Here is a 21,142-nt window from a genome sequence, read left to right as displayed (position 1 = left end):
TCAATTCGTACTGATTTTTGAAAATAAAATTCGTTCTACCGTTATAACGTGTTGTATATAAGTGTCTTTATATGATGTTAACGTCTTTATTAGTAAAAATGATACTTTCTACCAGTGTTTTTTTGTTATTTGAGAATGATTGTATTTCCTTGTTTTATGTAGTCGATTTCCATTGCAGAGAAAACCATCTGTAGAGAAGTGTCTAAATCGTTGTGTATAAAGCTTCCGGTAAAACGGGCTGTTTTATAATTTTCTTTTTGATAGGTAAGCGTAATTCCGAATTGATTTTTTAGAGCAGAAAGAACATATTCTAAAGGCACATTCTTAAAAGTACTTTCGCCAGTTAACCAAGATGGGTTTTTATCAACTATATCCAATTGATTATCAACAGCTCCTTCCATTCGATAAGCATTTCCTTTAGACAATATGATATCTCTTGCTTTACTAGCTGTAACTTTTACTTTTCCTTGGTAGCATTGTGTTTCAAAATAAGTGCCATGTGACGTCACATTAAATTGAGTTCCTAGTACTTCAATAGTAGCGGTATTAGTATTAACGCTAAAAAGTGCTCCATGCGTTACGCTGAAAAAAGCTTCTCCATCTAGTGTTACTACTTTGTTTTTCTCCCAATTATTGGTAGAAAATATCAAAGAAGAATTCGAATTTAAAGTTACTTTAGTGCTATCAGGTAAAACAAAAGTTAATTGCTCTCCTATTTTGGTGGTAAATTCGGTTTGAGATGGTTTTAATATATGAAAAACTCCGAATAAGATAATTGCTATGGCCGCAACTTTATATATCCAATGGGACCGAATAGATCTTATTTTTGTTCTTGTGTTTTTTTTGTTTTGTAGGTTAGAGAAGACCTTGGTCTTTTCATAGTTTGGGATTTTTAGTTTTTGAGATACCTCTGCAATTTTTTTTAACGTTTCATATTCTGGAGACTCTCTAAAGCTCAGTTCTTCTTCTTTAGATAAATCATTATTTATCCACCGCCCCAAGAATGTATTTTTAAAATGTTCTTTCATCTGTTTGTATTTATTGTTTTTTAATGGTCAGATGGAATCGCCATGTAATCATTTTGGTGGGTGTCATCCCGATTGTTATGGCTTATTTCATGTGTTTAGAATAAATGGTCTTTATACATTTCCAATTTCTTTTCGTAATATCACCAGGGCATGATGCATTCGTTTTTCAACAGCTTTAACCGATATACCTACAATAGCGGCTATTTCACTATACTTTTTGTTATCAATTCTATTTAATAAAAAGACTTCTCTTTGTTTACTTGATAATTTTAGTATTGCCTTTTGAAGTTTAATCATAAACTCTTTCTCCTCAACAAGAAATTCTGGACTTTGATTTGTTATTTCGGGTTGCACAAAATATTTTGTGTGATCTAAGATAACTTTATTGTGCTTAACATTGTTTAAAAAAATATTTTTTGAAACACGGTATAAAAAGAATTTAACTTTGTAAAATGATACTTTTTTACATTGATCCCATAGTGTTAAAAAAGCTTCTTGAACAATATCTTCTGCCAGTTGTTGATCTCCGCATTTATAAAAAATATAATTACGAATATCATCAGAATGTTCATGAAAAATAGATTCGAAAACACGATCTTCACAGACAGATGTCTCTTTTGCGGGGGATGATACACTATGTTTATACAATTTATTAAGCTTTTTTTAGATTATATTTTATTAAACAATACTGCTTTAACTAGTAATAAACATACCTCCACTACTTCTAGAAAAGTAGCAGAGGCATTGATGATAAATAATTAACTGACTACATGTATTATGTTAAATTAACACGAAGCATAAAATAAAATAAATTTGTGTGTGTCAAAAATGATACGATTTGTTCCTCAATAGAATTTAATTCGACTCTTCATTTTCGAAATTGCAATTTTCAAAAACCGTATTTAATTCTTCATCATTGTTTATGACTTTTTTAGTGCCGTCTTCAAGTTCAATATTCATGGGGTATGTTATAGAAATAAGTTCATCTTCTTCCAAGTTTTCGAAAGTGTTGAATAATTCTTCGTCATTATTAACTTCTATAATAGCACCATCTTCTTTTACAAAATTAAGAGGGTATATTAACTTAAAACAAAATGTTGTTGTACAATCTGTGCAATCTTCGATATCATAACAATCATTATATAGTTTGTCAAAATCCTCGTCACTAGTAATTTCTTTTTTTGTACCGTCTGTAAGTGTTACACTAATTGGATATACAAAACCTAAAATATATGGATGAGAATATAACTCGTCATAATTATTAACCACAGTTTCATTGTCTTGACAATTGATAATGGTTATAGGAAAATCTAGTGTAAAACAATCATTTTCATTAATAACATCTACATCTTCGTAACAAGAAATTATAAGCTCATGAAACTCCTGGTCATTAGTAATTACTTTTTCAGTTTTGTCTTTGTTTATGATGACAGTTATAGGAAATACATGCCATACATATGTAGAAAAATCAAACTCTAGTTGTTCAAAGAAATTTTGTAATTCCTCTTCGCTATTAATGACAGTTTCGTTTTCTCCATCTGTAAGTGTATAAGGAAACTTGATTTTAAAACATTCTATGTCTTCGAGATACTCATCTTCCTGATCAGAGGTGAATTTTGTTTTGGCATAATTTGCTATTTTGGCCTTTAACTCTTTCTTGGTCTCCAAAGATTCGTCTGGAGGGGTAATTGCATCATCGTTATCGTTACTACATGAGATAACAAACAAGGATATTAATAAAATAAGAAGTGAGTTTTTACAAAATGTCATCATGAGTTTTAGTTTTAATAGGTTTATACTTTAAAGACAACTCAAATCAACTTTACCCTACTTTGACATTAATTTTTTCGATTATCAACACGATACTCGATTCTTATCAGATGTATAAGATGAATATTGTCAATAATTTATAAAGAAGATTGCCTTCTTAATGATAACTATTTTATCCATATAAAATTATAGTAGCGACTAGAGTTTATGATATTTATATAGTGCTTTCAAGAGTGTTTCTATATCCTCTATTGTATTGTAGAAATGCATGCTAATACGAATTCCTTTACCTCTTAAGGCGGTAATAATATCGTGATCTTTTAGATAGTTATAAAGTTCCTGATCTCCTTTTAGGTTAAAAATAGAACTGTGTTTTTTCCTTTTTACCACGGTTTCGTCAAGAAGTTCTAATTTAATTAACTCATGTTTTGTATACTCGGTCAATTCTTTTATCTGATGCTCGATGGTAGTCAAACCTATTTTTGAAATTCGTTGAAGCGAATAATGTAAACTACTAAAATTAAACGTATCCAAATGTCCACTTTCAAACCTTGCAGGTAAGCTGATGTAAGAAGTGTCATAGGTAGATTCTGAAGCAGATTTTACATAAGAATCGGGTGTAGTCTGAACTAATACCTGGTCTTTAAAAAGTATAAAACCATTTCCATATCCACCCAACAACCATTTATATCCGCTAGCTCCCAGAATATCTATACCAGACTCATCAAAATTAAAAGGAGCTGTGCCACAAAATTGAGTGGCATCTGCTATGATAAGCATATCGGGGTATTTGACTTTTATCTCTTTAAGAAAACCCAAATCTATCAATAGTCCATTGGTATATTGTACCAGGCTAAACAAAAAAATGTTTGGTTGATGGTGGGCGATGGCTTGAGTAACATTTTGTTCCAAATTTGCATCGATTTGCGCATAACAGATCTCGAAAGATTTATTGGTAGCTGCGAAGTTAACAGATGGGTAGTCTTCGTCTAGTAAAAGTATTTTTTGATTTTCTTTAAAACCGTTTAGCAAGGTATTTAATCCTATAGAAAAATTAGGTGATAGCACTACATTACTCTTTGAACTTCCAAATAGAGAAGCAATAGTGTCTCTTAAATTATTGAAAAGGTTTACGTTATCATCTCTAAACTTGCTTCCACCAATCAAAAAGTCTAAATCGTGTTCTTGTCTATGCTCTAAAAGAGAATCATAGAGTAAACCAGAATAGGCTGTGTTAAGATAGGTGTAGGTGTTTAAAACAGGAAACTCTTTTCTTAAATTCTTCATAAGTAATTTTAGTGATTTTTGGTAAAAACTATATCTTTACTAGCAGATACTAAGGTAGCATTAATATGTTTTCAAAAAAGAAAAACACCGCACAAATCGATCCGCTTCAACGAGAACTTTATGAAAATGCTCGTAGGCGTATTCTTCAGAAAAAAAGACTTTTTAGGCATTTTATAGTATTTATAATTGGGTCCTTATTTTTTTTAACTTTTATGCTTTTAGGGTATGGGAAAGAACACACCATATTAGGGCTTAATTGGTTTATTATAGCGATTCTTATTTGGGCATTTATTTTTGTGATACATTTTTGTAATGTATGGCTTTTTAGCACATTTATGGGAAAAGAATGGACCGATCGACAAATGGAACGTTTAATTGCAAAACAAAAACAAGAGATCGAATTGATACAAAAAGATGTGGATTTAATGTACCCTAAAGACGAACTAACTAAAAAGAAAGAGGGATTTATTCAAAAAACAATGAACAAGGATAACGAAAAAGCAAGCAAATTAGAAGGAGAAGTTACCATGATTGCCGCTGCTGGAGAAAATAATGCTTTAGGAAAAGATAATGATTTGGTTTGGCATTTACCAGACGATTTTAAGCGCTTTAAGAACTTAACAACGGGTCATTATATTATTATGGGGCGCAAAACTTTTGAAACTTTTCCAAAGCTTTTACCCAACCGAGTACATGTTGTTATTACCCGAAATGTAGATTACAAGGCAGAAGGAGCCATTGTGGTACATACAATAGAAGATGCACTGCAAGTTGCCAAAAGTGATGCGCAACCTTTTATTATAGGAGGAGGCGAGATTTATACCATGGGTATGAAACATGCTGACTGTATAGAACTTACCAGAGTACATGAAGAATTTGAAGCCGATGCTTTTTTTCCAGAAATAGATAAGAATGATTGGAAACTTGTAAAAGAGGAGTTTCACGACAAGGATGAGAGGCATAAATACCCTTTTACCTATTTAACATATAAAAGAGCATAGTAATCGCAATTAATAAAGGATGAATTAATATTTTGTTATCTCAAGCATGTATAATTTCTTTTCAAGAATTACTCTCTGAAAAAATAGTACGTACACAACCATTATATGGAGGTGATATAAATGAAGTATATGTGTTATCAACAGCTACTAGAAGAGTAGTGGTAAAGGTAAATAACACGATACAATTTCCTAATATGTTTCAAGAAGAAGCTAAAGGGTTAGATTTACTGAAGCAATCTAATTCATTTAAGATTCCAAAAGTTTTTGGCTATGGAGAGGTAAAGGATGGCAACTCATTTTTATTGTTAGAATATATAGGTGAGAGTAATAATACTAAGAGTTTTTCTGAAACATTTGGAACCCAACTAGCAAGTCTTCATTCATATACTTCGTCTTATTTTGGGTTCGAAACCAATAATTATATAGGTAGTTTACCACAGTATAATAGTTTTTGTGATAATGCCAGTGACTTTTATATTACCCAAAGATTACAACCTCAATTCGAATTGGCTAGACAAAAAGGATTTACTTTTCAAGAAGAAAACACTTTGTATAATTCTCTTAAAGATAGTATTCCCGATGAAAAGCCTAGTTTAATTCATGGTGATTTATGGAGCGGTAACTATATTGTTGGTTCTGATACTACAATATTCTTAATTGATCCGGCTGTAGCATTTGCGCCAAGAGAAATGGATTTGGGAATGATGCATCTATTTGGAGGGTTTCCAGAGCAATTATTCGAAGTTTACAACGAAGTGTTTCCTTTACAACAGGATTGGAAAAAACGTTTACCCTTATGGCAATTATATTATCTCCTCGTACACCTTAATCTTTTTGGAGCATCTTATTACCCAAGGATCAAAAGTATATTAAAACAATATACATCATAAAAAAACTATATTCCTAAAGATCTTATGAAATATAGAGATATGTTGATTTTGATATAAACAGGAAGAAGGGTTTAACACGGGTATGACATATATTCCGTACTTTTGCCAAAATTTAAATACACAAGTACATGAATGCATACGTATTTCCTGGTCAGGGAGCTCAGTTTTCAGGAATGGGTCTTGACTTATACGAAAATTCGGAGATAGCAAAAGAACTTTTTCATAAAGCTAATGATATTTTAGGTTTTGAAATTACTAAAATCATGTTCGAAGGAACAAAAGAAGAATTAACGCAGACTAAGGTAACACAGCCGGCGATTTTCTTACATTCTGTAATTTTGAGCAAAGTATTAGGAGACGATTTTAAACCCGATATGGTAGCAGGGCACTCTTTAGGAGAATTTTCTGCGTTGGTTGCAAACGGGACCTTGAATTTTGAAGATGCCTTAAAATTAGTATATAAAAGAGCTATGGCAATGCAAAAAGCATGCGAATTAAAGCCTTCGACTATGGCTGCTGTATTAGGATTAGAGGATGCGGTGGTAGAAGAGGTTTGTGAGAATATTGATGGCGTTGTGGTAGCTGCTAATTATAATTGTCCAGGTCAATTGGTAATATCTGGTGATGTAGAAGCTATTGAAAAGGCATGTGAGATTTTAAAAGAAAAAGGAGCTCGAAGAGCGATGGTACTAGCTGTAGGAGGTGCGTTTCACTCACCGTTTATGGAACCTGCAAGAGAAGAATTGGCTGCGGCAATAGAAGCAACCACTTTTAATACTCCTAACTGTCCGGTTTATCAAAATGTTTCTACCAAAGCGGTTACCGACCCAGAAGAGATAAAAAAGAATTTGATAGCACAACTGACTGCTCCCGTAAAATGGACACAGAGTGTTCAAAATATGATTCAAGATGGGGCAACTTCTTTTACAGAAGTAGGACCAGGTAAAGTTTTATCAGGACTGGTAAAGAAAATAAATAGAGAAATGGAAACCAGTTTGGCAGCAATATAATCGTATTATAAAAAGTTTCAAATATTAAACCTCATAAGCATATAACCTATGAGGTTTTTGTTTTACTACTATCAACACTTTAGAGCTTCATTTATTAAGTTAATTTCTATTTTTAGAATTTTAATAGCAGGTTTCAAACCGCAAGTGAGATACGATTTTATTAAAGTTTTTAGAAATAAGATATACATATATGAATACAGGTTTACTTAAAAAAAATGTGTTTTGTTTTGTTTGAAAAGAATAGTTCATGTGCAAAGGTTTTAAAATAAATTAGTTAACTTTAAGTTGTTTCAATAACCAACTTAAGTAACATGATAAAAGGACTTGTATATATAAGTAAAACAATTCATGAATTTAATTTTGAAGAACTTCATGAATTATCAGAAAAAGCGGCCAATTATAATAAACAATATGGTATTACCGGGTATTTGTATTATGAAAAAAAGTACTTTTTACAATATATCGAAGGAAAAAATAAGGATATAGATCGACTCATAGAAAATATAGAAAATGATGACAGACATGAGGTGTTAAGCATACAGGTAATTAAGGATATTTCTGAAAGAAAGTTTCCTGCCTGGCATATGCATCAATTAACAAAATCTTCCTTGATGCAAATTAATATGGAAAATGTTCTGATAGACTATCTTTCATATTGTAGTAAAAATGAAGGTAGGGATATTAACACAGAAAGTATTTGGCGTATGATTGATAAACTTTCGAAGTTTAGAAAGAGACTTTCATATTCGCTCAATTCATAGTAAAGTACACTAGTTTTGATAATGGTTTGACAGATAAATGAGTTAAGAAAACGTTTGTTAAGCTTTTATCATAAATCTGGAATGATAATATTCTGCTATAGCGAATAAATAATCTTTTTGTAATGGTTTTTCGATATAGTCATATACAATGTTAGTATCTATAGCTTTTGCTTTGTCTTTACACCAGTTTGAAGTCGTAAGAAATACAATGATCATTTCTGCTCGTTTTTCTTTGGGAATTTGGGGATAGTGCTCTAAAAACTCAAAACCATCCATGAGTGGCATATTGATATCCAAAAAAATCACATTGGGTTTAGGAAAATCTGCATCTTTAAACTTACCTGTTTTACGTATATAGTCTAGTGCTTCGAGTCCGTTATATGCTTCATGAACTTCATGTGCAACATTAGACATTTCTATCATTTTTTTATTAAAAAAATTAGTAGAGGGACTATCATCTACCAATAGTATACAATTTATTTTTTTCATGTACTGTTATTTTTCAATAAGTTAAAATAAAAGGTAGCACCTTTACCAAGAGACGATTTTACCCAAATATTACCCTTGTGATTATCTACGATTCGTTTGCAGTTTGCCAAACCAATACCGGTTCCGTCATAATCGTTTTGACCATGAAGCCTTTTAAAAACTTCAAATATTTTTTTATGGTGCTTAGTTTCAATACCTATTCCGTTATCTTTAATATAAAATTGATAGTGTGTACGTTTTGTTTCAAAGTCAATATCAATTTGGGGATTCTTATTGTCTTGATATTTTAGACTATTAGAGATTAGGTTTTGAAAAAGTTGTCGAATTTGAACCATATCACAAACAATCACCGGAAGATCGGGATAGTTAATGACTGCATTTTTTTCTTTGATATGTTGTCTTAAATCGTCTAGTATTTCAGATAACAATATGTTTAAATCGACAGGTTGAAAGTTTAAGGATTTATTATCTAATTGAGAGTAGATTAGTAAATCATCTGTTAAAGTGATCATTCTTCTCGATGCATTTTCTATAAATTCTAAGTATTGATTGGCATTTGCATCAAAATCCTGATAGTACTCTTCTCTAAAAAGTTTGGTAAAACTAGAAATAGTTCTAAGAGGTTCTTTGAGATCGTGACTAGCTAAATAGGCAAATCGTTCTAGCTCTGTATTAAGTTCATTCATCTTATTTTCGGCTTCTTTTCTGGCATTAATATCCATTAAAGTACCTACGATTTTTCTAATACTCTTTTTAGAATCAAATTGTGCTTGCGCACTAATTAAAAACCAGCGATATTCATTTTTATTTGTTTTGATTTGAATCTCATGCTCAAAACTTTCTGTTTCCTTGATATGATTTTGTATTTTTTCTCTAAAATCGATCAATTGATCGGGATGTATGAGATTGGTAAATGAAGTAAAAGAAGAGAGCCTTTTGTTCGAGTAATAACCTAGAAGTTTCTGAAACTCGTTAGACCACCAGGCTTTATCTGTTGTTACGTTGCTCCATTCCCATAAACCTGCTCCAGACCCCATAATTGCTAATCTATAGCGTTCCTGGCTTTCTTTTAATTGTAACTCCATATCCTTGGTTTTGGTTATAATATTGATAACCCCCAAGATGTTACTTACTTTTCCAGAAGTGTCTGTTTCATTTAATTTATCAGTAGATAATACCCAGATATAGGAATTTTCATTTTTGTGCTTTACGCGATATTCTATTTGTAGTATTTCATCTTTCTTTATGTTTTTTAGCTTTTCAAAGTGAATTGCTACCATAGAATAATCGTCTGGGTGCACTATTTTTTGTAGCAATTTAGGCCCCATTTTCTGAATATCTACAGCGGTATAACCAGCTTCTTTTAGTATATCACCGCTACTATAGATATACTCACTTTTTACGATATCATAAATGTATATGATTGCTGGATTTGCGTTCATAACATGGGTTAGAAAGCCATTTAGTTTTTCTTTGTCATAAATGGATTTTATATTATGAATATTTATAAAGTTTACCACAACACCTTCGATATTGTTTTTGTGATATTGATACGGAAATATTTCCATCATAAACCAAATACCCGTAGCGTTTTGTACCTCTTTTTTATAAGGCTGTAGCGTTTTGATAACATTTTTAGCGTACTCGGTTAGGTTTTCTCCTCCCAATGTACCAGAAAAATGATTGATAGGCCTTCCGATATCTTCTACACGTAATTGAAAATGTTCGTTTATTAAAGGCGTAAATTTTCTGATTCTAAAACTTTTGTCTAAAAATATGGTGCCAATATTGATGTTATTAACCAAATTCTCCATATCAGAATTTAGCTCTATTAATGAATTGTTTTTTTCCTGTAATTCTCCGTTTACCAAATGCAGTTCTCCATTTACTGAATGTAATTCCTCGTTTACAGATTGTAGCTCTTCATTAGTACTTTGCAGTTCTTCATTGGCAGCCAGTAGCTCTTCATTAGTGGTTTGCATTTCTTCATTAGAAACTTCTAACTCTTCTATAGAAGCTTGCAGATCGTTTTTTGTTTCGTTAAGAGCTTGTTCTAATTCTTCTATATCGTTTTTGTGTATATAATTACGATTCCATGAAGAGAATTCTTTTTCTTCTTTGGTTAGTTTTCTCTCGATTCCCTTCAAAAAAGTAATTAGAAAAGAAGTATGGTTTATCGATTCAATTTTGATCGAGCGTATGACGATACTGATAATTTTTACGGTGTCTTTTTCGGTAGAGAGTTTTATTTGTTTTTCGATGATATCGATTTCGTTAGATAGTAATTTTCTAGTGCCTAAAACAATGGGTGTCCTAAATTCATTAGGTAACATTTTCAATAAATTACTAGAAAACCCTTCTCCTGGAAAATGGAGATATTTTCTAACTTCGCCAGATGCATGAATGATCTCGAAGTTACTATCGACACAGATGCTAACAGCCCCCAATTCATTCATTAAAGTCTGATTGATAGATTGCTCAACCTTTTTCTCATAGGTTTGCTGTATACGCTTACTTTTAAAGACTTCGAAATTGGTTTGCTGTATTCTCCAGTCATTGATTTGAGTTGGCTTTTTGATATCAGTAGAATTAGCATAAAGCTTTTTATAGATTTTCCATTTCGTACTGATTTTTTCAAACCATTCATTTAAAGATCCGAGATTTTCAGAACTTCCTAAAAAGAGACATCCGTGTTGGTTTAACGAATAATGAATTGTACTTAAAACTTTTTGCTGCGCACCGTTTTCTATATAGATTAACATATTTCTACAAGAAATAAAATCCATTTTGTTAAAAGGAGGGTTCTGTAGAATGTCATGTCTAGAGAAAATGATCTTTTGTCTGATATGCGGAGTTATATAATAATTCTTTCCCTTTTTTATAAAATATCGGTCTAACATATGTTGAGGTACATCAGAGTTCGTTATCTTATAACTACCTTCAGAAGCTATACTTATTGCTTTTTGATCGATATCGGTAGCAAAAATTTTATACTCAATGTCTTTATGATTTTTTGCAGACATATACTCTTCAAGAAGCATGGCCATAGAATACACTTCTTCACCGGTAGAGCAAGCGATAATCCAAATTTTAATGCTAGTTGAATCTTTTTCCTTTTTTTCTAACAAATGGGGGATTACTTTTTTTTCTATAATTTCAAATGCTTCGCTATCTCTAAAAAACGAGGTGACTCCTATCAAAAAATCATTAGCAAGTATGTTTTTTTCTTCTACATTTTGTTCTAAATAGCTTGCATAGTCTTGTATAGATAGATTATTGGTGATATTCATTCTTTTCGCAATACGTCGGGATAGTGTCGCTTTTTTATACGAAAAAAAGTCATGATCAATATCGTTTTTTAAAACCTCCAAAATGTAATTAATTGCTTTTTCTTCCTTATCATTAATAGTTGTAGCAACTTGACTGGATTGAAAATTTTCTATGTGCGAAATTAGTTTGTTAGGCATTTCTTCAGGTTTTAATACAAAATCATTGACCCCACTAGAAATAGCATTTATGGGCATTCCGTCAAAGCGAGAGCTTTCGGGATTTTGTACAAGAACTACACCTCTTGCTTTTTTGATTGCCATCGCCCCCCGAGTACCGTCTGATCCTGTGCCAGATAAAATAATGCCAATGGATTTTTCTCCTTGTTCTATAGCTAGTGAATTAAAGAAAACATCTACAGAAAAGTTTACCTGTGGCCGTTTTGAACGGGAAATCAACCAAAGTCGTTGATCTTGAACGATAATATTTTTGTTGGGCGGGATCAGATAAACATGATTGGGTTTAATGCTATTTTCTTCTATGACTTCGTGTACAACCATCTTAGTATGTTTAGATAGCAATTCGGTCATCAGGCTTTTGTGATCGGGAGATAAATGCTGTATGACTACAAATGCATATCCCGTAGTATTAGGACAAGCTCCAAAAAAATCCTGTAATGCTTTTAGGCCCCCGGCAGAGCACCCTATTCCTATGATATAGGATACCTCTTGTTGGTTTACTGTTGTAATAGCCTTGGTAGTTTGTGTGAATTCAGAAAATCCTTTCTCCATAATTAGCGTACTTAATGAACTAAAATAGTAATGGGAAAATTAAAAGAGGGGGTGTTTTAATTGATTAGGGTATTAGAAAGGTATAACAATTTGTTAAAAAAATAAAAGAATAAAAGTAAAAAATCTGAAGACCATAAATGGTTTGCGGATAAACCATTGTACGGGAGTTTTTTCAGATACTATTACTTTGTATATAAAAGATAGGAGGTTAATTTTTAAAGTATTACCCATAATATAGTACCTCAGTTTTTTTTAGATATAATCAAAGAAAGTATTGATAGCTATTATTAGGTTATAATTCGTATAACAAAGATCTTTAATGATTGGGCGGTGACCAAAAATTACTCAATTTAACAGCTTTTTTAAACTAAACCCTAACATCGATTTACCTTAACAAAGTATCCAAATTTTCGTCAATATAATCGGGTAGGGTATTGATCTCGATGATCTCATCAGATAAGCCTTTCTTTTTTTGTTGTAACTGCAAGATTTTTTCTTCGATACTATCTTTGGCAATAAATCGGGATACCATCACCTTGTTGGTTTGCCCGATACGATGTGCTCTGGCAATCGCTTGCTTTTCTATAAAAGGATTCCACCAGGGATCTAGTAATACTACATATGATGCCTTGGTAAGATTAAGGCCCACGCCACCTGCTTTTAACGAGATAAAAAACAATAAAACATCCTCGTTTTCCTGAAACTCGTTAACCACTTTCTCACGATCGGCACTCTGGGTTTGCCCGGTAAGGGTTACAAAAGGGATATTATTATCGATGCACCATTGCTGGTATAGATCGAGATGAGAGACAAAAGAACTAAAAATAAGTACTTTCTTATTGGATTTTATCAAAGTAGTTAGGTAATGGGTCACATCTTCGAATTTTCCAGACAGATCAGAGGTGTCATTTTCCAGTAATTGCGGGTGATTAGCAAGCTGTCTAAGCTTAGTAAGTGTATTGATGATATGAATTTTGTTGGTGGGTTCAGCAGAAATACCCAGCAACAAGTTTCTGGCTGCCGATTTTAAAGATTCATATTGCTTTTTTTGATTGGGGAGCATCTCTGTATAAATCGTCTGCTCTGATAATTCTGGTAAATCCTTGGCAACTTGCTCTTTGGTTCTTCGTAAAATAAAAGGATCGATCAATGTTTTTAACTCCTGTATACGTTCCTGATTTTGGTTTTTCTCTATTGGGGTTTTAAAATGATCCTTAAAAAAAGAAAAACTCCCCAATATCCCAGGGTTGATAGATTCCATTTGTGACCAAAGGTCTGACAATGAATTTTCTATAGGAGTACCACTTAATGATATTTTATGTTGGGTTTGTATACGATTAATGGCTATAAAAATCTTTGAAGCCGCATTTTTTAGTTGCTGACTTTCATCGGTGATCAAATAAGAGAAATCTACTTTTTCTAAAATATCAATATCCTTTGCGGCTGTGGTGTAGGTCGTAAGAATGACATCATAGGTCTCTAGATAGGGGACTATTTTTTTTCGATCACTACCGGCGTATTTGGTAATGGTGAGATGAGGTGCAAATTTAAGAAGCTCTTGTGCCCAGTTAAATAATAAAGAAGATGGTAATACAATCAATGCTTTTAGATACGTTCTTACCTCTAGAGGATCAGTAAAAAGATCTAATCGAATGGTTTGAGCTTCTCCGTTTTTTGGAACAATTTGTTCTTTAGCATGCACCAAAACAGCAATAGTCTGTAACGTTTTACCTAATCCCATATCATCGGCAAGACAAGCGCCTAATCCATTATAATAATGATTGATCAGCCATTGTACTCCTTCATACTGATAGGGGCGAAGCGTAGCTTTAAGCTTAGGAGATGGGGTGTAAATATGCTTTTCTTTAGGACTAAATGAGTTTTGACCAATAGGAGTAACCTCTTCTAGAAGGGTATAGTTACTTTTAGGAATTCGGACCGTATCATTGGTAACATTACCAAAATCGGCCAGTTTTTTATAACGAGCCATCCATTCCTGGGGAATGATAAATATCTCTTCTTCTGATAAAGGAAAATTACGTTGGTTCTGCTTGATGTACGAAATAAACCTAGAAAAAGGTATTTTGTGTTGATTAATAGTAACCACACCTTTAATATCAAACCAATCATTCTCTTTTTCACTCTCTATAGTAATTTGATGTGTATCGGTATTGATTTTTTTACCTTCTATGTTAGGAATTTTGATTGTAAACCCCTCTTCTTTTAATTGAGAGGTATACCGTTTTAACCACTCAATAATAGCAAAGGAGTCTTGCGATGCTTTCGTTTCTAGCAATAAGGTGTTATTAACGACCAGTTCTTTAGAGAGTAATAAAGAAATGATTTCTTGCTCTGCTGTGGCATCTCGTTTGGTTTGCGAGATTTGTATATGATCATTTTCCTTTACAAGGGCATTCGATACTATAGTTTTAGGGCTATGATAGTCAAAAAAAGTATCGTTATACTCAAAAAATACCTTAATCACATATCGATGCTGCATAAAATCCTGAACCACTTCGATACCATATGATGTTATTTTGTTGAAGGTAGTAATGTCAAAACCATTGGTGATTACATCGATATTTTTAATTACCGGGATGATGACTTTTTCAAGATACATTTTGATATGTTTTTGAGCAATAGTGATCTTATCGGTTTTAAAAAACGGTTTTAGTTTATTGGCGTTTAAATTTTTAATTTGATAGATACGTTTGTCAACGATAATCCAAGCCGGATCATTAAGAAGAATGACAATATCATGATCTTTGGGTAGTAGTATATGTTCTTCATTTTTTAAAGAAAATGAATATTCGATCCCTTCAGGTTTTTTGGTAAACTCTAATATAGGTAAGAGCTCATTACTGCCCAAGGTAAGTTCAAAACCTTCTATAGGGTCTTTTCTTTGTAAATGATAACACAATCTATATTGATGCTTAGATACAAAAGAATAGAAAATAAGCAGTTTCCCATAAACATATTCTAGTAGTAGTGTTTTTGTCTTAGCATCTAATAAAAGCTCGTTAAGTCTAAGGTTTTTTTTTCTTTTTGTCGATTTAAACCTTCGTTCTAGTGCAATGGGTTTTAGATCGTCGCAAATCTGAATTAGTTTTTCATGAGGAGTATCAGTAAACGATAGGGCATAACCTGTTAAAACCTCTTGGGTTGCTTGTTTTTCTATATAGCTAATTCCTTTGCTATTGGTGGCTATGACAAATGCTTCGGGGAGGCAAGGTATTTCTGAAACCTCTGGTGTAAATAGATTATAACAAATATGATACGAATCCATTGTATGATAGTAGGTTATGTTAATAATAGAGGGGGAGTATCAATACTATATGAAATGCACGCTAACAATTTTGTTGATACCATCCAAAAAAGTTATTGACCAAATTGTATTTGACTTTACAACATTGAAATATACTTAAAATGGAAAAGTTTGACAAAAACCATCTGATTTTTGCCAAACTTGTATACTAAAAATGCTTTCTTTATCTATAGACGACATTATTTTTATGATGTGACAAAATCAATAACAGTTTTTGTAATAAAGGCTATTTGTTCGTCATCTAATTCGGTATGCATAGGTAATGAAATCACTTCCTTAACCAGTTGATTCGTTACTGGGAAATCAGCTTCATTGTATCGATCATCTTTATATGCTTTTTGGCTATGTAGTGGTATAGGATAGTATATACCGCATGGGATGCCATTGTCATTTAGATGTTGTACCAGCGCATCTCGTTTGCCATTGGTGATTCTTAAGGTATATTGATGAAAAACATGCGTGTCTTCAGTATCTATAATTGTTGGCGTAATAATATGTTCTTGGTTAGCCAGTGCGGTGGTATATTTTTGAGCAGCCGTACGTCGAGCCGTATTATAGATATCCAGATTTGGTAATTTTGCTCTTAATACGGTGGCCTGGATCGAATCTAATCTCGAGTTTACCCCTATTACATCATGATGGTATCTTACATACATCCCATGATTTACAATACCTCTCAAGGTATGCGCCAATTCATCATCATTAGTAAAAATAGCACCGCCATCTCCATAACATCCTAAGTTTTTTGAAGGGAAAAAAGAGGTAGAAGCTACATGACCGATCGTTCCTGATTTAGAAACGGTTCCGTTAGCAGCACGATAATTTCCTCCGATACCTTGTGCATTGTCTTCTATGACATAAAGATTATGTTCTTTTGCAATTTCCATAATAGCATCCATATCGGCGCTTTGACCAAATAAGTGAACCGGTACGATCGCTTTTGTTTTAGGAGTAATTGCTTTTTTTATGGCTTCGGGATCAATGTTAAAAGAAACAGGGTCAACATCAACCAATACGGGAGTAAGTTGTAGTAATGCAATTACTTCTACTGTAGCAGCAAAAGTGAAATCGGCCGTAATCACTTCGTCACCAGGCTGTAGGCCTAATCCCATCATTGCAATTTGTAAAGCATCCGTTCCGTTACCGCAAGGGATCACATGTTTTACATCTAAATATTCTTCTAATTCTTTCTGAAAACTTTTAACCTCAGGACCGTTAATAAAGGCAGAGGATTCTATAACATCAAGAACAGAGGAGTCGATACGTTCTTTGATTTTCTCATATTGACCTTTAAGATCAACCATTTGTATTTTCTTCATGGATGCATTTGTTATAACCCTACGAAAGTACAAAATATTGATACTATAGACAATGTAAAGTAACTTGTATTTAGATATTAATGGGATAAAAAAATATGCGTACATTTTAACAGTAAAAAAATAGGTAAAAGGGTATCTTGTTATTTTAAAAACAAATTTTTCTTTACGTTTAGAATTCGAAATAAAAGAAACGTATTTTAGCATTTCTTATTAAAAATGTACACTCTTGAGTAGTTTATATAACATTCTAATTAACCTGTTTAATGGTATACTACCTGTAATCGGTATGTTAAGTCCTAAACTTAAATTATTTGTAACCGGAAGAAGATCTGTTTTCGAAACATTAAAACAACACATCAAAGCAGAAGACCAAGTGATTTGGTTTCATTGTGCATCCTTAGGAGAATATGAGCAAGGTGTACCCGTGATACAAGAGTTAAAGAAAAAATACCCGAACTATAAACTACTGGTCACTTTTTTTTCTCCATCAGGATATGAGGCTAAAAAAAATAGTAATCTGGTAGATGTAATTGTATATCTTCCTATAGATACAAAATCAAATGCAAAGCGCTTTTTACAAATAGTACAGCCTGATTTAGCTGTCTTCGTTAAATACGAGTTTTGGCCAAATTTTTTGAATGAATTAAAAGTAACCCATACCCCTACTGTATTTATATCGGCTTCTTTTAGAAAAGACCAGGTATTCTTTAAGTGGTATGGTAGTTTTGTAAGGAAAGCATTAGATGCGGTGGCTCATTTTTTTGTACAAGATAGAATCTCATTAGAATTACTGGAGAAAGAAGGGTTTACCAATGCAACCTTGAGTGGTGATACTCGTTTTGATAGAGTATCTCATCAAATAGAAATGGATAATTATGTAGATTTTATTTCAGAGTTTATAGATGATAGATTATGTTATGTCATAGGTAGTTCATGGGCAGAAGATGAAGAGGTTTTTGTAAATTATATCAATGCGGCACCAGATAATATTTGTTTTGTGATCGCACCGCATGAGATAAAAGCTGCCAAAATAGCTGCGTTACAACAAAAAATAGAAAAGAAAACAGTTAGATACTCAGAAAAAGATACGATATCTGTAAAAGATCATCAAGTATTTCTTCTGGATACCGTTGGTTATTTATCAAGAGCTTATAGTTATGGTGATATAGCATATGTGGGAGGAGCTATGGGAACCAGTGGCTTGCACAACATTTTGGAACCAGCTACTTTTGGGATTCCTATTGTTATTGGTAAGAACTTTGAAAAGTTTAGAGAAGCCAAGCAACTACAAAAATTAGCAGGGCTTTATTCGATTGCTAACGCAGAAGAGTTTACTCACATATCTAATAAACTAGTCACTAATAAAAAGTTTAGAGAAAAAACAGGAATGATTGCTGGTCATTTTATCAATAGCAATACGGGAGCTACTGGTATAATAATGGACTATTTAGATACTTTGATAACCAAATAGTTTTAATGACTTCTTTTTTTTGAGAATAAGGTTTTACCTTAAAAATACATAGGTGTTTTAACTGTTTTACCAACCATTATTACCTTAGTTATCGGTGGTTTTTTCCTTCTGAAAACAGGTCATTTACTCCGTTGATTTTTATAGTATTGAAACTAAATTTGTCCATGAGAATTAGCTAATCTCTCAAAGATCCTAATTCATATTGGGGCAAATTAACTTTTAAAACTTATTAATCATGAAAAATCAATTTTTGAAGGTTTTTGCAATCGTAATGATCCTAAGTATTGGATTTGTTGCGTGCGAAAAAGAAGAAGTAACAGAAAAAGAACCGCAAACGGCAGTAAATGATGTGCCTACAGAAGATGCGGTGCTTCCTACAGAAGTATCATTAAACTCACGTGTGGTGGCAAAGGTCCAGAAGAATGGGCATGAAATCAGCTTTATTGCACTGGGAGAAGAAGATGATATGGTAATCATAGAAAGATTATATGGAGAAGCAGCTAACCGCCAGGAAAAAGGACTTATTGGAGAAGAAAAGTTAACTGCTTTTGATGTTTTTTCTAGAGTAACAGACGGTAATGTCGAGGTACCAGAACGAATTGCAAAAACAGCAAGTAATGATGTATTAAAATCTTCTGGAAGAAAAGTTCAGGCTAGCGAAAGATATGTAGAAGTTCTAGATGCTAATTATAATGAACAAGCTCAAAAAGCGGCTTGTTATGATGTAGGAGCAACTAACTTTAGAAACATATATTGTGCAGCACCTGTAAGTTCATCACCATCTAATATAGAATTTTGTGACGAAGGAGCTAGAACTTCTCCATTAACCAGAAACTCATATTTTGGAGGTTCTTGGAGAGAGTTAGACGATACTCGTACTTGGACCAATGTGATTTGTGGTAGAGTTAGAGTGCAGTTTTACGCATGGAAAAGAGATGGTATCTGGCCATGGTCTCCACACAAATGGTTCCTAGAATATCAGGTAGATTTTGATAACGGAATATGGTATGCAAATCGCTTAACTTCTAATAACACAGAAAGAAAAGTAGTTCGCACCAGAATATCTAGTAACGGTTCGTATAGATCGTATACCAGATTTCACTAGACTGTTCTTTTTTGATTATTATACTTAGTGCAGTTAGTATAATAATTCGAAAATAAAACTGAAATCACAATCGAAAGGTATGCCGTTGGTATATCTTTCGATTCGTCTTATACCGTTACTGCCTGGTTAAAGTATCTTCTAAACGGTAACATTTCTTGGTATACATGTACTACCTTATCCATAAAATCATCTTTTAGAATATCTTCTTTTGTAAGAGGATGTATAACCGCAAATGTTCTGTGTCTAAGTAAGTCTATATACTTATGATCAGAAGAAAATCCTTTGGGAGTACCTTTCAATTTATCCTTATCATGAAAAAGCCCGCCAAAAGTTTCTTGAAAACTTTTTTTGTTCAGGATTTTTTGTAATTCTTCACCATTATAATCGATGGCTTCTCGAATACTGGTAAGAATTTTACTGTCAGGTTTCCAATACCCACCTGCCAGTTCGCAATCGTTAATGCCAATTTGAATATAAAAATCACCTTGTTTACTGCGCTGATCTAACCCTGCTGCAAAATGATCTTTGTATACCGACCTGTTTGGGTGAAATAACAAATTGTTATTAATTCTATTGAGTCCTTTTCTACCAGACGTAGGATAGTAGTCAGGATCTATTGCAGCTAATCTAGACTCTAATTCATCTAACCAGTTTATAAACGAATTTCTAACAGTATGATAGCGTTTTCTATTATCATCCATCCATTCTTTATGATTGTTATTTTGTAAATCACTTAAGAATAGAAAAAGTTCATTAAAATCCATACAATACAATCGTTTAGAATAAACCGTTTAACTCGGCATCAATACGATTGATAATGTTACCCAAATCTTCAGGATTGTCAACAAAGTTAAGGTTGTCAACATCTACAATCAAAAGGTTCCCTTTGTCATAATTATGTGCCCAGGCTTCATATCGTTCATTAAGTCTACTTAAGTAATCAATACTAATAGTATTTTCATACTCTCGACCTCGTTTATGAATTTGATTCACTAGATTTGGAATACTACTTCTAAGATAGATCAATAAATCAGGCCCTTCAACAACATTTTCCATAAGGTCAAAAAGAGATCTGTAATTTTCAAAATCTCGATTGGTCATTAATCCCATTGCGTGTAGGTTAGGAGCAAAGATATAAGCATCTTCATAAATGGTTCTATCTTGAACAATGTCTTTTCCTCCTTCTCTGATTTCTAGTATTTGCCTGAAACGACTATTTAGAAAATAAATCTGAAGATTAAATGACCAGCGTTCCATTTTATTATAGAAGTCCTCTAAGTATGGATTTTCTAGTACATCTTCAAAATGAGCTTCCCATTTATAATGTTTTGCAAGTAATCTAGTTAGTGAAGTTTTTCCTGCTCCGATATTTCCAGCTATAGCGATATGCATAGTCAGTTGAGTTTTTTGGGGTGTTTTATAAAAAATGTGTGATAATCGTTGGGTAAATATAATGGATTTTATGAGTAACGAAAAAAGGTTGCCTAGTATTTTCATGAAGAAATGTTTTTTGATGTAAACCGGTTGATATTCTCATTAATCTTGATGAAGTCGGTTGATTGCAACAAGTGACTTTAGAATAAATGTACATGTAAAAGATAATTGAAAAGGGAATTTCACTCCTTTTG

16 protein-coding genes are annotated in these 21,142 nt (G+C 32.7%); 6 read left to right on the top strand and 10 right to left on the bottom strand.

Going from position 1 to position 21,142, the window contains the following annotated elements:
- Positions 1-125: 125 nt before the first annotated feature.
- The 4 genes from ABW636_RS01470 to ABW636_RS01455 all read right to left on the bottom strand — a co-directional run bounded on the left by ABW636_RS01470 (position 126) and on the right by ABW636_RS01455 (position 4,085).
- Entirely contained in the window at positions 126-1,028 is a 903-nt protein-coding gene (locus ABW636_RS01470) for a FecR family protein (RefSeq protein WP_367588175.1), read from the bottom strand.
- A gap of 111 nt (positions 1,029-1,139) precedes the next feature.
- Entirely contained in the window at positions 1,140-1,676 is a 537-nt protein-coding gene (locus tag ABW636_RS01465) for an RNA polymerase sigma factor (protein ID WP_367588174.1), read from the bottom strand.
- Between the two features lie 207 nt (positions 1,677-1,883).
- Positions 1,884-2,801: a hypothetical protein gene (locus ABW636_RS01460; RefSeq protein WP_367588173.1), complete on the bottom strand. Its 918-nt coding sequence runs from the start codon at positions 2,799-2,801 to the stop codon at positions 1,884-1,886.
- Positions 2,802-2,996: 195 nt separating this feature from the next.
- Complete coding sequence (locus tag ABW636_RS01455; RefSeq protein WP_367588172.1) at positions 2,997-4,085, bottom strand: aminotransferase class V-fold PLP-dependent enzyme; 1,089 nt, start codon at positions 4,083-4,085, stop codon at positions 2,997-2,999.
- Between the two features lie 65 nt (positions 4,086-4,150).
- Here ABW636_RS01455 and ABW636_RS01450 point away from each other — a divergent pair, with 65 nt between their 5' ends.
- From ABW636_RS01450 to ABW636_RS01435, 4 genes are all read left to right on the top strand, one after another.
- On the top strand, positions 4,151-5,086 hold the full coding sequence (locus ABW636_RS01450; protein WP_367588171.1) for a dihydrofolate reductase: 936 nt from the start codon (positions 4,151-4,153) through the stop codon (positions 5,084-5,086).
- A 32-nt stretch (positions 5,087-5,118) separates the two neighbouring features.
- The gene (locus ABW636_RS01445; RefSeq protein WP_367588170.1) at positions 5,119-5,976 is read left to right on the top strand and encodes a fructosamine kinase family protein; all 858 of its coding nucleotides are present in this window, start codon (positions 5,119-5,121) and stop codon (positions 5,974-5,976) included.
- A 128-nt stretch (positions 5,977-6,104) separates the two neighbouring features.
- Positions 6,105-6,986 (top strand): ACP S-malonyltransferase, encoded by an 882-nt coding sequence (gene fabD, locus ABW636_RS01440; protein ID WP_367588169.1) that lies wholly within the window; start codon positions 6,105-6,107, stop codon positions 6,984-6,986.
- Positions 6,987-7,297: 311 nt separating this feature from the next.
- Positions 7,298-7,747, top strand: coding sequence for a BLUF domain-containing protein (locus ABW636_RS01435; protein ID WP_367588168.1), 450 nt, complete (start codon positions 7,298-7,300; stop codon positions 7,745-7,747).
- A gap of 57 nt (positions 7,748-7,804) precedes the next feature.
- Here the strand turns inward: ABW636_RS01435 and ABW636_RS01430 are convergent, their stop codons facing one another.
- From ABW636_RS01430 to ABW636_RS01415, 4 genes are all read right to left on the bottom strand, one after another.
- A complete protein-coding gene (locus ABW636_RS01430; RefSeq protein ID WP_367588167.1) occupies positions 7,805-8,236 on the bottom strand; it encodes a response regulator in 432 nt (143 codons plus the stop codon).
- On the bottom strand, positions 8,233-12,294 hold the full coding sequence (locus tag ABW636_RS01425) for a CheR family methyltransferase (RefSeq protein WP_367588166.1): 4,062 nt from the start codon (positions 12,292-12,294) through the stop codon (positions 8,233-8,235). The genes ABW636_RS01430 and ABW636_RS01425 overlap by 4 nt, the downstream gene beginning before the upstream one ends.
- A 385-nt stretch (positions 12,295-12,679) precedes the next feature.
- Positions 12,680-15,580 (bottom strand): DEAD/DEAH box helicase, encoded by a 2,901-nt coding sequence (locus ABW636_RS01420; protein WP_367588165.1) that lies wholly within the window; start codon positions 15,578-15,580, stop codon positions 12,680-12,682.
- Positions 15,581-15,804: 224 nt separating this feature from the next.
- Positions 15,805-16,938 carry a DegT/DnrJ/EryC1/StrS family aminotransferase gene (locus ABW636_RS01415; RefSeq protein WP_367588164.1) on the bottom strand — a complete coding sequence of 378 codons (1,134 nt, stop codon included), beginning with the start codon at positions 16,936-16,938 and terminating at the stop codon, positions 15,805-15,807.
- A gap of 226 nt (positions 16,939-17,164) precedes the next feature.
- Here ABW636_RS01415 and ABW636_RS01410 point away from each other — a divergent pair, with 226 nt between their 5' ends.
- Both ABW636_RS01410 and ABW636_RS01405 read left to right on the top strand, forming a co-directional pair.
- Positions 17,165-18,409, top strand: coding sequence for a 3-deoxy-D-manno-octulosonic acid transferase (locus tag ABW636_RS01410; protein ID WP_367588163.1), 1,245 nt, complete (start codon positions 17,165-17,167; stop codon positions 18,407-18,409).
- A gap of 235 nt (positions 18,410-18,644) precedes the next feature.
- Positions 18,645-19,514, top strand: coding sequence for a hypothetical protein (locus tag ABW636_RS01405; RefSeq protein ID WP_367588162.1), 870 nt, complete (start codon positions 18,645-18,647; stop codon positions 19,512-19,514).
- A gap of 107 nt (positions 19,515-19,621) precedes the next feature.
- Here ABW636_RS01405 and ABW636_RS01400 read toward each other — a convergent pair whose 3' ends face one another.
- Positions 19,622-20,278 (bottom strand): DUF2461 domain-containing protein, encoded by a 657-nt coding sequence (locus ABW636_RS01400; RefSeq protein ID WP_367588161.1) that lies wholly within the window; start codon positions 20,276-20,278, stop codon positions 19,622-19,624.
- Positions 20,279-20,291: 13 nt separating this feature from the next.
- Positions 20,292-20,906 carry a deoxynucleoside kinase gene (locus tag ABW636_RS01395; RefSeq protein ID WP_367588160.1) on the bottom strand — a complete coding sequence of 205 codons (615 nt, stop codon included), beginning with the start codon at positions 20,904-20,906 and terminating at the stop codon, positions 20,292-20,294.
- Between the last annotated feature and the right edge of the window lie 236 nt (positions 20,907-21,142).

The organism is Aquimarina discodermiae (genome assembly GCF_040786235.1).
Taxonomy (GTDB): Bacteria; Bacteroidota; Bacteroidia; order Flavobacteriales; family Flavobacteriaceae; genus Aquimarina.
Note: the sequence above shows the minus strand (reverse complement) of the source record. Positions and strands in the feature narration are given on the sequence as shown.

Excerpts from the sequence above, each read along its gene's own strand:
- ABW636_RS01425 (WP_367588166.1), bottom strand. The coding sequence starts at position 12,294 with ATGGAGAAAGGATTTTCTGAATTCACACAAACTACCAAGGCTATTACA.
- ABW636_RS01470 (WP_367588175.1), bottom strand. The coding sequence starts at position 1,028 with ATGAAAGAACATTTTAAAAATACATTCTTGGGGCGGTGGATAAATAAT.
- ABW636_RS01430 (WP_367588167.1), bottom strand. The coding sequence starts at position 8,236 with ATGAAAAAAATAAATTGTATACTATTGGTAGATGATAGTCCCTCTACT.
- ABW636_RS01435 (WP_367588168.1), top strand. The coding sequence starts at position 7,298 with ATGATAAAAGGACTTGTATATATAAGTAAAACAATTCATGAATTTAAT.
- ABW636_RS01455 (WP_367588172.1), bottom strand. The coding sequence starts at position 4,085 with ATGAAGAATTTAAGAAAAGAGTTTCCTGTTTTAAACACCTACACCTAT.
- fabD (WP_367588169.1), top strand. The coding sequence starts at position 6,105 with ATGAATGCATACGTATTTCCTGGTCAGGGAGCTCAGTTTTCAGGAATG.
- ABW636_RS01405 (WP_367588162.1), top strand. The coding sequence starts at position 18,645 with ATGAAAAATCAATTTTTGAAGGTTTTTGCAATCGTAATGATCCTAAGT.
- ABW636_RS01415 (WP_367588164.1), bottom strand. The coding sequence starts at position 16,938 with ATGAAGAAAATACAAATGGTTGATCTTAAAGGTCAATATGAGAAAATC.
- ABW636_RS01460 (WP_367588173.1), bottom strand. The coding sequence starts at position 2,801 with ATGATGACATTTTGTAAAAACTCACTTCTTATTTTATTAATATCCTTG.
- ABW636_RS01400 (WP_367588161.1), bottom strand. The coding sequence starts at position 20,278 with ATGGATTTTAATGAACTTTTTCTATTCTTAAGTGATTTACAAAATAAC.
- ABW636_RS01450 (WP_367588171.1), top strand. The coding sequence starts at position 4,151 with ATGTTTTCAAAAAAGAAAAACACCGCACAAATCGATCCGCTTCAACGA.
- ABW636_RS01395 (WP_367588160.1), bottom strand. The coding sequence starts at position 20,906 with ATGCATATCGCTATAGCTGGAAATATCGGAGCAGGAAAAACTTCACTA.
- ABW636_RS01420 (WP_367588165.1), bottom strand. The coding sequence starts at position 15,580 with ATGGATTCGTATCATATTTGTTATAATCTATTTACACCAGAGGTTTCA.